The organism is Bhargavaea beijingensis (assembly GCF_900101985.1).
Classification (GTDB): Bacteria; Bacillota; Bacilli; order Bacillales_A; family Planococcaceae; genus Bhargavaea; species Bhargavaea beijingensis.
Genome location: NZ_FNAR01000005.1, coordinates 25,747 through 39,885, shown reverse-complemented (window position 1 = coordinate 39,885; position 14,139 = coordinate 25,747). Strand labels below are relative to the sequence as shown.

Genomic DNA, 14,139 nt, shown 5'->3' with positions numbered 1-14,139 from the left:
ATCCGGAAGCGGAGCGGTCCGTCACTTTCAGAGGGACAATCGTCACTCTCGCACTAGACACACCCCTACTCCGTTACCGCACTCTCTGCCAGCACTTTCCGCAAAGCTTCCTTATAAAGACCGTGCTCGACCGCGTGGATGGCGGCTTCGGTCTTTTCGCGGTCACCCGCCACAACGGGGACTTCGCGCTGGAGAATCGCCGGGCCGGTGTCCATGCCTTCATCGACATAATGGACGGTGACACCGGTCACATCCACTCCGGCGTCCATCGCCTGGCCGATCGCGTCCTTTCCCGGGAACGCCGGGAGGAGCGACGGGTGGATGTTGATGATGCGGTTCGGATAGGCTTCGAGCAATGTCGGGCCGACGAGACGCATGTAGCCGGCCAGGGCGATCCAGTCCACTTCCTCTTCCCGGAGCCGCCCGAGGACGGTTTGCTCATAGGCGGCCTTGTCCGGGTAGGCTTTCGGATTAAAGGCGACGGACGGGATGCGGAACCGCTCCGCCCGCTCCATCACTTTCGCGAGCGGCTTGTCGGTGACGAGAAGCACGACTTCCGCTTCCAGTTCGCCGTCTGCCGCCGCCCGGGCGATGGCTTCGAAGTTCGAGCCGCTTCCCGATGCGAAAACGGCGATGCGGGGTTTCCGGCTCATGCTTCCGGACCTCCGGTAAGCGTACCGTCATGTTCCCCGTTGAACCGGACGCCTTCGCCCGCGACGACGCGGCCGATGACCGATGCCTTCTCGCCATGGGCTTCCGCGATGCGGATCGCTTCCGCCGCTTCCGATTCCGGGAGGGCGACGATGAATCCGATACCCATGTTGAAGACGGAGTACAGATCGCGGTCGGCAAGACCGCCTTTTTCCTTCAGCATGCGGAACACCGGGAGCACGTCCCACGAGCCGAGGTCGATCTCGGCGGCCAGGCCTTCCGGCAGCATGCGCGGGACGTTTTCATAGAAACCGCCGCCCGTCACGTGCGCCATGCCGTGGACGTCCAGGCTCCGGGCCATCTCCAGAACCGGCTTCGCATAGATTTTCGTCGGCGTCAGCAGCGCTTCCGCCGAATTCCCCAGCTCCCCGTATCCCGGAACCGGCTCGTCCGCCTTGACACCCAACTGCTCAAAGACGATTTTCCGGACAAGCGAGTAGCCATTCGAATGGATGCCGCTGGACGCGATTCCGACGAGAACATCGCCTTCCGCGACTTTTTTGCCGGTGATGATGTCCTTTTTCTCGACAGCGCCCACCGCGAATCCGGCGAGGTCGTATTCGTCCTCGTCATACAGTCCGGGCATCTCCGCGGTCTCGCCGCCGATCAGCGCCGCTCCGGCCTGGACGCAGCCGTCCGCGACGCCTTTGACGATCGCTTCGACCCGTGCCGGGACGGCCTTGCCGAGGGCGACATAGTCGAGGAAATAAAGCGGCTCAGCGCCCTGTGCGACGATATCGTTCACGCACATCGCGACGCAGTCGACGCCGATTGTGTCGTGCTTGTCCGCCATAAAGGCGACTTTCAGCTTCGTGCCGACGCCGTCTGTCCCCGAAACGAGGACCGGCTGGCTGTAACCGAGCCCGGACAGGTCGAACATCCCGCCGAATCCGCCGAACGCACCCATGACACCCTTCCGCTCCGTGCGGGCGACGTGGGATTTCATCCGCTCGACCGACTCATATCCGGCTTCGATGTTTACGCCGGCCTGTTCATATGCTTTTGACATGCCAGTGGCCTCCTCTTAAACGCGTTCCTTTTCATGCGGCAGTTTCGTGTCCGCGAAAATGTCCGTCGGGTAGTTGCCTGTGAAACATCCGAGGCAGTGGCCCCGGTTCGGATCGCCATCGTTCCGTCCGACCGCTTCGATCAGCCCTTCCGCCGACAGGAACTGGAGCGAGTCCGCCCCAATCAGTTCACAGATTTCCTCAGGCGTGCGGCCTGTCGCGATCAGTTCGGAGTCGGTGCTGATGTCGACGCCGTAGAAGCACGGTGCGATCAGCGGCGGTGCGCTGATGGCGACGTGGACTTCCTTCGCCCCCGCATCGCGCAGCATTTTGACGATCCGCTTCGACGTGGTGCCCCGGACGATCGAGTCGTCGACCATGACGACCCGCTTGCCCTCGACCACCTGGCGGACCGGCGACAGTTTCATCTTGACGCCGCGCTCCCGCAGTTCCTGGGACGGCTGGATGAAGGTCCGGCCGACATACCGGTTCTTGATCAGTCCCATCTCGTACGGGATGCCGCTTTCCTCCGCAAACCCGATGGCCGCGGAAATGCTGGAATCCGGCACGCCCGTGACGACATCCGCGTCAATGGTGACTTCCTGGGCCAGCCGCTTGCCGAGGCGCTTCCTGGCCATGTGGATGTTGATGCCGTCGATGTCTGAGTCGGGACGGGAAAAGTAAATGTATTCCATCGAGCAGATCGCACGGCTCGTCTTAGGGGCGAACCGGTCGCTCCGGATGCCGTCATCGTCGATGATGACGAGTTCACCCGGCTCGACCGAGCGCACGGTCTCCGCGCCGATCAGGTCGAATGCAGACGTCTCGGATGCGACCACCCACGTTTCCCCGCCGATGCAGCCGAGAGACAGCGGGCGCATGCCGTTCGGGTCTTGGGCGACATAAAGGGCATCCTCGGTCAGGAGGACGAAGGCGAAAGCGCCCTGCAGTTGGGCAAGCGCCTTTTTAAACCGTTCATTTTGCGGATAGCTGATGTTTTTCTTGATCAGATGGGCAAGGACTTCCGTGTCGGAAGTCGACTGGAAGATGCTGCCCTGGCGTTCAAGATGGCGTTTAAGCTCCCCCGCATTCGTGACGTTGCCGTTGTGCGCGATCGCCAGGCTTCCTGTTGTCGAGCGGAACACGAGAGGTTGGACGTTCTCGATGCCGCGCCCGCCATCCGTCGTGTAGCGGACATGACCGATCGCCGCATGGCCCGGCAGCTTGTCGAGCCGGTCGCCATGGAACACGTCGTTGACGAGACCTTCCCCTTTTTCGACGAGCAGATGGCCGTCATGCACCGTGCAGATCCCGGCCGCTTCCTGCCCCCTGTGCTGGAGGGCATGGAGACCGTAGTACGCCATCTGGGCCGCATTGTCATGGCCCCAGATGCCGAACACGCCGCATTCTTCATTTAGCCCTCTGAGTTCACTAAGCACGGGATCGCCCCTTTCCAGGCGGATTCGAGCAGGGTGACGTCCTGGTCGACCAGAAGATTGCCGTCTGCGTCGCGGATGGCCAGGCGATCCGCTTGTGTGATTTCACCGATTTTCCGTGCATCTGCAGCCAGTTCTTCGAAGCGGGCCGCGTGCTCCGGCTTGACGGTCACGATAAAGCGGGACTGCGTTTCACTGAAGAGCGCACTGACTGCGGGGCCGTCGAGCTTCACTTCTGCGCCGAGACCGGTGCCGAACACCTTTTCCGCAAGCGCAACCGCGACGCCGCCTTCCGCGACATCATGCGCGGAGCGGACGATGCCTTCACGGATTGCCGCGAGGAGGGCTTCCTGGCGGGCCGCTTCCACATCGAGGTCGATCGCCGGCGCCTTGCCCGAGATGCTGCCGCCGTTCAGCATTTTCTGCAGTTCCGAACCGCCGAATTCGGTTTTTGTCTCGCCGATCAGGTATACGAAGTCCCCTGCCGCTTTCGCAGTTTGAGTGGTCGCATGTTCCAGGTTCTCGACAAGGCCGACCATGCCGATCGTCGGTGTCGGGTAGACCGGCTTGCCGCCGCGTTCGTTGTAAAGGGAGACGTTCCCGCTGATCACAGGCGCGTCGAGCGCCAGGCAGGCCGCACTGATGCCCTCGGCCGACTTTTCAAGCTGCCAGAAGATTTCCGGGTTGTCCGGGCTGCCGTAGTTCAGGCAGTCGGTGATGGCGAGCGGTTTGCCGCCCGAGCAAATGATGTTGCGGGCCGCTTCCGCGACCGCGATTTTCCCGCCTGTTTCAGGATCGAGATAAATATAGCGCGAGTTGCAGTCGGCGGTGATCGCCAGACCCTTTTCCGTGCCCCGGACACGCACGACCGCTGCATCCGAACCGGGGGCTACGACCGTGTTGGTGCGCGCCTGGTGGTCAAACTGGCTGTACACCCATTCCTTCGATGCAATGGTCGGCTGTTTCAGGAGGGAGACCAGCGTTTGCGTGTAGTCGGCCACTTCCGGCTCCTGCTGCTCCATCCCTTGGAACTCGCGGAAGTATTCCGGCTCGCGGGACGGCTTGTGGTAGACCGGTGCATCCTCTGCAAGCGCATCGGCCGGGACTTCCGCGACGACTTCGCCTTGGTGGAGAAGGCGGAGCATCTTGTCTTCCGTGACTTGGCCGATCGATACCGCTTCAAGATCGTACTTGGCGAACAGGTCGATGATTTCCTGCTCACGGCCTTTCTGAACGACGATCAGCATCCGCTCCTGGGATTCGGACAGCATCATTTCATAGGCAGTCATGCCTTCCTCGCGCTGAGGAACGAGGTCAAGGTTCATCTCGATGCCGAAGCCTGCCTTTGACGCCATTTCCGCGGAGGAAGAGGTCAGGCCGGCCGCACCCATGTCCTGGATGCCGATGAGCGCGTCGGATTTGACGAGTTCAAGGCATGCATCCATGAGGAGTTTTTCAGTAAACGGATCGCCCGCCTGGACCGGCGCGCGTTCCTTGCCCGGGTCATCCGAAATTTCTTCCGACGAGGAAGTTGCGCCGTGGATTCCGTCGCGGCCAGTTTTCGCGCCGACATACATGACGGTGTTGCCGACGCCGGCAGCCAAGCCGCGCTGGATGTCTTCGTGGTTAAGAAGGCCGATTGCCATCGCGTTGACGAGCGGCTTTCCTGCATAGGAAGGGTCGAACTGGATTTCACCGGCGACTGTCGGAATGCCGATACGGTTGCCGTAGCCGGCGATTCCCGCGACGGCTTCCTCGAACAGCCAGCGGTCACGGTCGTTGTCGAGTTCACCAAACCGGAGCGAGTTCACTGCCGCAATCGGCTGGGCGCCCATCGAGAAGACGTCACGGAGAACCCCGCCCACGCCGGTTGCTGCCCCTTCGTACGGCTCGATCGCCGATGGGCTGTTGTGCGACTCCATCTTGAAGACGACTGCCTGGTTATCGCCGATGTCGACGATGCCCGCGCCTTCGCCGGGTCCCATGAGAACCTGTGGGCCTTCGGTCGGGAACTTGCGGAGAACGGGCTTGGAGCTCTTATACGAGCAGTGCTCCGACCACATGCTGGAGAACAGGCCGGTTTCCGTATAGTTCGGCAGGCGTCCGAGAAGCTTGACCGCCATTTCGAATTCTTCCGTGGTCATGCCCATCTGTGCGTAGATCTGTTCATCGCGGATTTGTTCCGCCGTCGGCTCAAGCTTGGTTGGCATGGGATTCCCTCCACTCATTCACAATCGATTTGAATACGTTCAGTCCGTCTTCGGAGCCCAGGATGGACTCGGCAGCCCGCTCAGGGTGGGGCATCATGCCGAGGACATTACCCTTTTCGTTCACGAGGCCCGCTATGTCACCGACGGATCCGTTCGGATTGCCGTCCGAGTAAACAAAGACAATCTGGTTGTTTTCTTTGAGTCGGCCGTAGGTCTCTTCATCGCAGTAGAAATTGCCTTCGCCGTGGGCGATCGGGATGTTGAGCTCCTCGCCCTCGGTGTACTCGCTTGTGAACAGGGTGCGGTTGTTCACGACCTGGACTTTGACGTTGCGGCAGATGAATTTCTGGTCACGGTTCTTGAGGAATGCGCCCGGCAGCAGGCCCGCTTCCGTCAGGATCTGGAAGCCGTTGCCCACCCCGAGGACAGGCTTGCCTTCTTTCACTGCAGCGATGACGGCATCCATGATGCTCGCTGTGCGCGCGAGGGCTCCCGCACGCACGGCGTCGCCGTAGGAAGCGCCGCCCGGCAGGAGGATGGCGTCGTACGCGGACAGGTCCGTTTCATGGTGAGGGACGTATTCCGCCTTTTCTCCAAGAACGTCGGTTACGGCATGGTAGAGGTCGAGGTCGCAGCTGGATCCGGGAAATTGAATGACGGCGAATTTCATGCCTCTTCAACCTCCAGCACTTCGTACCGGTAGTCTTCGACGTTGGTGTTCACGAAGAGCTTTTCACACATTTCCCTGACGGCCGTGTCGAGATCTTGCCCCGTGTCTTCGATGGTCAGTTCGATGTATTTGCCGATGCGGACGTCTTTTACGTTGTCATGGCCTTTGGCGTGGAGGACGTTGATGGCTGCTGTCCCCTGAGGATCGATTACACTTTCACGGAGCGTCACGTACACATTTGCTTTTTTCATTTTGGTTGGCCTCCCAATTGGTGAGTGTGTGGTGGTTTAGATGAAGTGCGGAGATACTCCGCTCCGGGCTCTTCGCTTTCCGCGGGCGGGCGCCAAGCCTCCTCGGCGTCCCGCCCGCGGGGTCTCGGCTGTCCCGCTTTTCCCGCAGGAGTCTTCGAGCCCTGCGCTGCGTTTAATCAATTTCAAGAAAATGTATTGCCGTCCATCGGGTTACTCTCTGTCAGTCATTCAGCCCGCAGCGTTCGAAGATGTCGTCGATGCGCTGGAGGTGGTGGTTGTAGTCGAAGGCGTCGTCGAGTTCTTCTTTGGTCAGTTTTTCGGAGATGACCGGGTCGGATTCGACGAGGTCCCGGAATGGAACCTGTTCTTCCCAGGCTTGCATCGCGAGCGGCTGGACGGTGTCGTAGGCTGCTTCTCGTGCCATGCCTTTGTCGATGAGCGACAGAAGGACGCGCTGGGAGTAGATGAGCCCGAGCGTGCGGTCCATGTTGCGCTTCATGTTTTCCGGGAAGACGGTGAGGTTCTTCACGATGGTGCCGAAGCGGTTCAGCATGTAGTTCAGCGTGATCGTGGCGTCCGGGATGATGACACGCTCCGCGCTCGAGTGCGAAATGTCGCGTTCATGCCAGAGGGCGACGTTTTCGAAGGCGGTGACCATGTAGCCGCGCATCAGGCGGGACAGGCCGGTCATGTTCTCGGAGCCGATCGGGTTGCGCTTGTGCGGCATTGCGGACGAGCCTTTCTGGCCCTTCGCGAAGAATTCCTCGACTTCGCGCGTCTCCGATTTCTGAAGTCCGCGGATCTCAACTGCGAACTTCTCGATCGATGTCGCGATCAGTGCAAGTGTCGAGATGTACTGGGCGTGGCGGTCACGCTGGAGGGTCTGTGTGGACACTGGCGCCGGCGCGAGGCCGAGCCGCTCGCACACATACTCTTCGACGAACGGCGGAATGTTGGCGAATGTGCCGACCGCGCCGGACATCTTGCCCGTTTCAATCACGGCAGCCGCCGCTTCGAACCGCTCAAGGTTCCGCTTCATTTCTTCGTACCAGAGGGCCATCTTCAGTCCGAACGTCGTCGGCTCCGCGTGCACGCCGTGCGTGCGGCCCATCATGACGGTGTACTTATGCTCTTTCGCCTTCGCAGCGAGGATGTCGTTGAAGTTGTGCAGGTCTTTCCGGATGATTTCGTTTGCCTGCTTGATGAGATACGAGAGCGCCGTGTCGACGACGTCCGTTGACGTGAGGCCGTAATGGACCCATTTGCGCTCTTCCCCAAGCGTTTCGGATACCGCGCGTGTAAAGGCGACGACATCGTGGCGGGTTTCATTCTCGATTTCTTCGATTCGCGCTACGTCGAACGAGGCGTTTTCCCGGAGTTTTTTCACGTCTTCCTTCGGGATATCGCCAAGCTCCGCCCATGCTTCGCATGCGAGGATTTCGACTTCCAGCCACGCATTGTATTTGTTTTGTTCTGTCCAGACATTGCCCATTTCGGGGCGTGTATAGCGTTCAATCATTCGGTTTTTTCCTCCATTAGCGCCAGATTCCGCTTTCGTCGATCCGGCGAAGCGTTTCTTCATTATCATCTGCAAGGATGGTCACATGGCCCATCTTGCGGTTGTGCTTGGCCCCGGCCTTGCCGTACAGGTGAACCGACCAGTCCGGCTGGTCCGGGATGGCATCGAGGACAGGCGCGACGTGCTGGCCGAGCAGGTTCACCATGACTGCCGGGCGGTGGAGCTCCGGCGTGCGGAGCGGCCATCCGCAGATGGCGCGGATGTGCTGGCCAAACTGGGAAATCGTGCATGCCTCGATCGAATAGTGGCCCGAGTTGTGCGGGCGCGGCGCAAGCTCATTGATGAGGATGCTGCCGTCTTCGAGGACGAACATCTCGACTGCCAGCGTCCCGATCAGATCCAGGTGGTCGGCGATCTGCCCGGCCGCTGTGATGGCGGCCTCAGCCGTAGCATCCGCGATCCGTGCCGGGACGATCGTCTCGTGCAGGATATGGTTTTTGTGGATGTTCTCCTGAACCGGCAGGCAGCGGGATTCGCCGTTCGTGCCGCGCTGGATGATGACCGAGATTTCCATCTTGAATGGGATGAACTTCTCAGCCACACATGCTGAATGGGTGAACAGTTCTTCCGCTCCGGCAAGTTCGGATTCCTCTTTCAGGATGACCTGCCCCTTGCCGTCGTAACCGCCACGTGCGGTCTTTACGACGCACGGGAAGCCGATCTCTCCGATGCGTTCCTTCAGCTCTTCAAATGTCCGGGCTTCCACATAGGGCGCGACCGGTGCGCCCGCATCGTGGATCGCCGCTTTTTCCGCGATCCGGTCCTGGGTGATGCGGATGATTTCCGCGCCCTGCGGGACGTATGCTTTCCCGGTGAGCCGCTTTAGGCCTTCGTAGTCGATATTCTCAAATTCAAAGGTGATGACGTCGCTCACTTCCGCCAGGCGGTCGAGCGCTTCTTCGTCGTCGTATGGGGCGACGATTTTCACATCGGCCACCTGGCCTGTCGGAGAGTCTTCCGCCGGGTCAAGCACTGCGATGCGGAAGCCGGCTTCCTTGGCGGAAAGGGCCATCATCCGGCCCAGTTGTCCCCCGCCGATGATGCCGATTGTCTGTCCCGGAAGAATGGTCGTCATACAAGATCACCTGTGCTTTCAATGGATTGGTGCGCCAGCCGGCTGCGCCGCTCTTGGATGCGTCCCAAGAGCGCTTCGTCATGCACTGCGAGCATCTGAGCCGCAAATAGGCCGGCGTTTGTAGCGCCGGAGTCGCCGATCGCCATTGTCGCGACCGGGACGCCGCCCGGCATCTGGACAATGGACAGGAGCGAGTCCATGCCGCTCAGCGCGCGCGACTTGACCGGAACGCCGATGACCGGCACGAGCGTTTTTGCGGCGACCATTCCCGGCAGGTGGGCTGCGCCCCCCGCCCCCGCGATGATTACTTCGATTCCCCGCTCATGTGCCCGTTCCGCATAGGTGAACATTTCATCCGGCGTTCGGTGCGCGGAGACGACCTTCTTCTCGTATCCGACTCCCAGTTCGTCCAGGATATCGCATGCTTTCTTCATCGTTTCCCAGTCGCTTTTGCTTCCCATGATGACGCCCACTTTCACGTCCATTGCAATCGCTCCTTCCGGCAGTTTGCCGCCAATAAATAAAAGCCCCGAATAGACTGCTTCCTATTCAATAGGAGGAAAGCAGTCGATCCGGGACCTGAACATGTTCAGATAAGTCGGTAGCGTCATGATCATTTCCATGCGTCGCACACCTTCCATTCCGAGTCCTGAAATCCGCTTTCCCGCATAGTCCCGGCATTCCGGTGCCGGGGTAGAGACTCCGAGGCCGATTCCTCGGGATATATGGGGAATGTTCTTAACGTGTTTTATTTTAACAGTGGTTTTTATTGAAGTCAACGCAATAACCGAACAATAAATTTTAGAACGTCATAGATCGTTCGTATTTATTCGGCATTCTGCATGAAAGCGCTGTCCCCTTACTTCATATGACGGCAAAGGGAATTCTCGAATTTCAATCAAAAAATCCCGGCGCTTCACCGGGATAAGCTTAGGATTCTTCTATACGCACACCTTTGAATCGGATCCGCTGGCGGATGGGGACGGGTTTTCCGTTCCGCTCTTCGAAAACCGGTTCTTCTTTGCGGCCGGCGGCCATGTAGCCTTCTTTTTGCATCCGTTCCAGGCACTGTTCGATCGTCTCGCCTTCCTGCACTTCGAACCATACGGTTTTTTTGCTCATCTGAATAATTTTCCTCTCCGGACCTGCTTGACCCAGAAGCCGCCATGGATGTTCCGGGCTTCGTATGTAATGATGAATGCCTTCGGATCAAGTTCCTTGATCAGCATGTAAAGCTTGAGTTCATAGCGTTTCGGGGTCAGGATCTGCATCGCGTGACGCGCTCCGTCGCGCCCGTTCGCTTCCCAGTCGGTGATGCCATAACCGTTCTCGCGGATCACCCGGACCATCTTGCGCTCGATGTCTTCGGTGATGACATTGACCATCACGTAGCCCAGGGCCAGCTTTTCTTCAATCATCGAGCCGATAATGACGCCTGTCCCATAGCCGACCGCGTAGGCGATCACGTTCTGGATTTCATTCAGGTTGTCCAGAACAAGCCCGAGCCCGACGACATAAATCACGATCTCCACCATGCTGAGCCCGGCGGCCGCATAACGGTAGCCTTTCAGTGTCAAGATCATCCGTACCGTGAAGAACGTCACGTACACGACGTTGATCGCGAAGATGATCAGCACCATCGTCATATCGAATCCCCCTTTCCCGCTCTGTGCCGTTGCCCCCAATGTTATCGGAACTGCCCTTTCCGGACAAGGGAATCAATCAAAAAAACCGCTCCCCTCCGTTTGACGGAAGGAGCGGTATGGATCATCTGCCCTGAACAAAGACGAAATACGCAACAAAGATCAGGAACAGGCCGTACATGATCGGATGGATCTCCTTGCGCCGGCCCGCCAGGATCATCGTGATCGGGTAGAAGATGAAGCCGATTGCGATCCCCGTGGCGATCGAGTAGCCGAGCGGCATCATGATGACCGTGAGAAATGCCGGAACGGCAACCTCAAACCGGTTCCATTCGATATGGCCGAGCGCCGACACCATCAATACGCCGACGATGATGAGGGCCGGTGCAGTGACAGCTGATGTAATGACCGACAAGAGCGGATAAAACAGCAGCGAGACAAGGAACATGACACCGGTGACGACGGCTGCAAACCCGGTCCGGGCACCGGCCGCCACCCCGGCGGTCGATTCGACGTAGGACGTTGTCGTCGAGGTGCCGAAAATGGCGCCGGTTACCGTTGCAAGGGAATCCGCCAGAAGCGCCTTTCCGGCACGCGGCAACTTGTCGCCCTTCATGAGGCCCGCTTTCTGGGCGACGGCAATCAGGGTTCCCGCCGTATCGAAAAAGTCGACGAACAGGAAGGTGAGGACGACTACGAGAAACTGGATCGTCATCAGGGATGCCGGATCATTCATAAGCGGCTGTAACGCAGCGCCGAATGTCGGGCTCACATCCGGAACGGCTCCGACAACGCCATCAGGAAGCGGGACGACTTTGAAGATCATGCCGACGACCGCAGTGATCAGCATGCCGAAGAAAATGGCGCCCTTCACATTCAGCACCATGAGGCTGATGGTCAGGATCAGACCGAAGATGGCAAGGAGCGTCGCCGGCTGCGACAGGTCACCAAGACCAGTAAGCGTCGCATCATGGTTCGCAATGATGCCCGCGTTCTGGAAACCGAGATAGGCGATAAAGAGCCCGATCCCCGCCCCGACCGCAAACTTCAGCTGAGACGGGATGGCATTGATGATTTTTTCACGCAGGCCCGACAGTGACAGGAGGATAAAGATGATTCCCGAAAACAGGACGCCGGTGAGCGCCGTCTGCCACGGAATGCCGTACGTGAGGATGACGGTATAGGCGAAGAACGCATTCAGGCCCATCCCCGGCGCCAGGCCGATCGGATATTTGGCGATGAGCCCCATGAACAGGGAACCGACGGCAGCCGCGAGCGCAGTGGCAACAAAGACCGCTCCCGCATCCATGCGCATGTCCGCCGGAAGGTCCGGTACGGACTCAAGCGACAACGTGAGCGGGTTGACGACGAGGATGTACGCCATCGACAGGAACGTCGTCAGGCCGCCGATGATCTCGCGGCGGTAATTCGTGCCGAGTTCATCGAAGTTGAAATAGTTTTTCATGAGTGCCTCCTATTTTGTCCGCCTTGCCGAAAACAGGAAAAGGGCATGCAACAATCTGTCGCATGCCCTACCGGAAAGGAGGCGCGCCAAATGCAGAAAATGCAAATAAGCACGCCCCCGATCGTAGTCGAGCCATTTACGGCGGCTCGGTAGAAACTTCCGGACCCTATCTCCGGTATTATACGACGGGTAAAATTATGTTTGATGATAAAGAGAGTATAGCGGAATAACGATAGAAGCGCAATAGAAAACGAACATTACCCAATATTTACAGGGTAATGTTCGTTTTTGGATAAATTCAAATCATCAGGCTGGATTTGTCGACCGCTTTTGTTTCATCCAGCTGCGGGCGCCAGAGGCTCGAGGTCATAAGTCGTGCCGCGCCGCGAAGCTGGCTTCGCTCTGCGTCCCGCCTTATGCTTGTCGCCTCTGATCAGGCGCCCTCCGCTTTTGTTATTCCCATTCAATCGTTGCAGGCGGCTTGCTCGTGACGTCGTAGAGGACGCGGTTGATGTGGTCCACTTCGTTGACGAGTCGCGTGCTGATCTTTTCAAGCACATCCCAAGGGATTCGCGCCCAGTCGGATGTCATGCCGTCGATTGAGGTGACGGCGCGGATGCCGATCGCGTAGTCGTACGTGCGCTCGTCGCCCATGACACCGACGCTGCGGATGTCGGGGAGCACGGTGAAGTACTGCCAGATATCGCGGTCTAGGCCAGCTTTTGCGATTTCTTCGCGCAGGATAAAGTCGGATTCACGGACGATCTCCAGCTTTTCTTCGGTGATTTCGCCGAGGACGCGGATGCCGAGGCCCGGTCCCGGGAACGGCTGGCGCCAGACGATTTCATCCGGAAGGCCGAGTTCCGAGCCGAGTGCCCGCACTTCGTCCTTGAAAAGCGTGTTCAGCGGTTCGATGAGCTTGAATGTCATGTCTTCCGGAAGGCCGCCGACGTTGTGGTGCGACTTGATCGTCTGGGCGGTCGCCGTACCGGATTCGATGATGTCCGTGTAAAGCGTGCCCTGCGCAAGGAAGTCCATGTCCTTGAGCTTGGCCGCTTCCTCGTCGAACACATAGATGAACTCGTTGCCGATGATCTTGCGCTTTTTCTCGGGATCCGACACGCCCGCCAGCTTCGAAAGGAAGCGTTCCTGCGCGTCGATCTTGATGACTTTCATATCGAACTTGCCGACGAACGTCTCCATGACGCTGTCCGCCTCGCCTTTGCGCAGCAGGCCGTGGTCCACGAACATGCACGTCAGCTGGTCGCCGATCGCACGGTGGATGAGGGCTGCGACAACGGAGGAGTCCACGCCGCCGCTCAGCGCGCAGAGCACCTGCTTGTCGCCGACTTCCTGGCGGATCTTTTCGATTTCGAGGTCGATGAAGTTGCCGATCGTCCAGCCGCCTTCCGCCTTGCAGATCCCGAAAACGAAGTGGCGGAGCAGGTCGTTGCCGTTGACGGAATGGCGGACTTCCGGGTGGTACTGGACCGCGTACATGCCGCGGGACGGGTCTTCCATCGCCGCAATGGCACAGCTCGGGCTGGTCGCGACCGTCACAAACCCTTCCGGTACCGAAGTGACATGGTCGCCGTGGCTCATCCAGACGACTTGGTCGGATGGCTGGCCTTCGAACAGGCTTGCGCCTTCCTCGACGTTCATCTCGGACTTGCCATACTCGCGGCGGGACGACCGTTCCACCTTGCCGCCGAAGTGATGGGCCATGAGCTGCATGCCGTAGCAGATGCCGAGCACCGGGATGCCGAGGTCGAAGATGGCCGGATCGACGGTGAAGGCCGTTTCGCCATAGACCGAGTTCGGGCCGCCGGAGAAGATGATGCCGGCCGCGTTCATCCCTTTGATGTCTTCTGCGGTGACGGTATGCGGGTGAAGCTCGGAGTAAACGCCGAACTCACGGATGCGGCGGGTGATGAGCTGGTTGTACTGGCTGCCGAAATCGAGGACGACGATTTTTTCCTGTTCCAGCAAGAGGGATTCTGCAGACACGTGTATTCCACCTTTTCCTGTCAGACCGGGTCAATATAAAAACGCGCAGAAAAAAGCTTCCGCGCGTTCTCATCTCCATCCAAAA

Annotated in this window: 13 protein-coding genes and 2 riboswitches; all 13 genes read right to left on the bottom strand. The window is 59.1% G+C overall.

The features are described from left to right. Positions 1–65: 65 nt before the first annotated feature. Positions 66–653: a phosphoribosylglycinamide formyltransferase gene (gene purN / locus BLT01_RS05505; protein ID WP_092095517.1), complete on the bottom strand. Its 588-nt coding sequence runs from the start codon at positions 651–653 to the stop codon at positions 66–68. Further along, the gene (gene purM, locus BLT01_RS05500; protein WP_092095514.1) at positions 650–1,720 is read right to left on the bottom strand and encodes a phosphoribosylformylglycinamidine cyclo-ligase; all 1,071 of its coding nucleotides are present in this window, start codon (positions 1,718–1,720) and stop codon (positions 650–652) included. The genes purN and purM overlap by 4 nt, the downstream gene beginning before the upstream one ends. A 15-nt stretch (positions 1,721–1,735) precedes the next feature. Next, positions 1,736–3,157 (bottom strand): amidophosphoribosyltransferase, encoded by a 1,422-nt coding sequence (gene purF, locus BLT01_RS05495; protein ID WP_092095821.1) that lies wholly within the window; start codon positions 3,155–3,157, stop codon positions 1,736–1,738. Then, positions 3,133–5,364, bottom strand: a complete 2,232-nt coding sequence (gene purL / locus BLT01_RS05490) for a phosphoribosylformylglycinamidine synthase subunit PurL (RefSeq protein ID WP_092095511.1) — start codon at positions 5,362–5,364, stop codon at positions 3,133–3,135. Before purL ends, purF begins: the two co-directional genes overlap by 25 nt. Next, positions 5,348–6,034, bottom strand: a complete 687-nt coding sequence (purQ, locus tag BLT01_RS05485; RefSeq protein ID WP_092095509.1) for a phosphoribosylformylglycinamidine synthase subunit PurQ — start codon at positions 6,032–6,034, stop codon at positions 5,348–5,350. Before purQ ends, purL begins: the two co-directional genes overlap by 17 nt. After that, on the bottom strand, positions 6,031–6,285 hold the full coding sequence (gene purS, locus BLT01_RS05480) for a phosphoribosylformylglycinamidine synthase subunit PurS (RefSeq protein ID WP_063181450.1): 255 nt from the start codon (positions 6,283–6,285) through the stop codon (positions 6,031–6,033). Before purS ends, purQ begins: the two co-directional genes overlap by 4 nt. A gap of 220 nt (positions 6,286–6,505) precedes the next feature. Further along, the gene (gene purB / locus BLT01_RS05475; RefSeq protein ID WP_092095506.1) at positions 6,506–7,804 is read right to left on the bottom strand and encodes an adenylosuccinate lyase; all 1,299 of its coding nucleotides are present in this window, start codon (positions 7,802–7,804) and stop codon (positions 6,506–6,508) included. Between the two features lie 16 nt (positions 7,805–7,820). Continuing rightward, positions 7,821–8,939: a 5-(carboxyamino)imidazole ribonucleotide synthase gene (gene purK / locus BLT01_RS05470; protein ID WP_092095504.1), complete on the bottom strand. Its 1,119-nt coding sequence runs from the start codon at positions 8,937–8,939 to the stop codon at positions 7,821–7,823. After that, positions 8,936–9,424, bottom strand: a complete 489-nt coding sequence (purE, locus tag BLT01_RS05465) for a 5-(carboxyamino)imidazole ribonucleotide mutase (RefSeq protein ID WP_092095502.1) — start codon at positions 9,422–9,424, stop codon at positions 8,936–8,938. Before purE ends, purK begins: the two co-directional genes overlap by 4 nt. Before the next feature lie 164 nt (positions 9,425–9,588). Then, positions 9,589–9,688, bottom strand: a riboswitch (purine riboswitch). 181 nt (positions 9,689–9,869) lie between these two features. After that, positions 9,870–10,061, bottom strand: a complete 192-nt coding sequence (locus tag BLT01_RS05460; RefSeq protein ID WP_092095499.1) for an NETI motif-containing protein — start codon at positions 10,059–10,061, stop codon at positions 9,870–9,872. Continuing rightward, positions 10,058–10,585: a DUF2179 domain-containing protein gene (locus BLT01_RS05455; protein ID WP_092095497.1), complete on the bottom strand. Its 528-nt coding sequence runs from the start codon at positions 10,583–10,585 to the stop codon at positions 10,058–10,060. The genes BLT01_RS05460 and BLT01_RS05455 overlap by 4 nt, the downstream gene beginning before the upstream one ends. A 121-nt stretch (positions 10,586–10,706) precedes the next feature. After that, positions 10,707–12,047 (bottom strand): NCS2 family permease, encoded by a 1,341-nt coding sequence (locus tag BLT01_RS05450; protein ID WP_092095494.1) that lies wholly within the window; start codon positions 12,045–12,047, stop codon positions 10,707–10,709. Positions 12,048–12,151: 104 nt separating this feature from the next. Continuing rightward, positions 12,152–12,253, bottom strand: a riboswitch (purine riboswitch). A 247-nt stretch (positions 12,254–12,500) separates the two neighbouring features. Further along, positions 12,501–14,054 (bottom strand): glutamine-hydrolyzing GMP synthase, encoded by a 1,554-nt coding sequence (gene guaA / locus BLT01_RS05445; RefSeq protein WP_092095491.1) that lies wholly within the window; start codon positions 14,052–14,054, stop codon positions 12,501–12,503. Between the last annotated feature and the right edge of the window lie 85 nt (positions 14,055–14,139).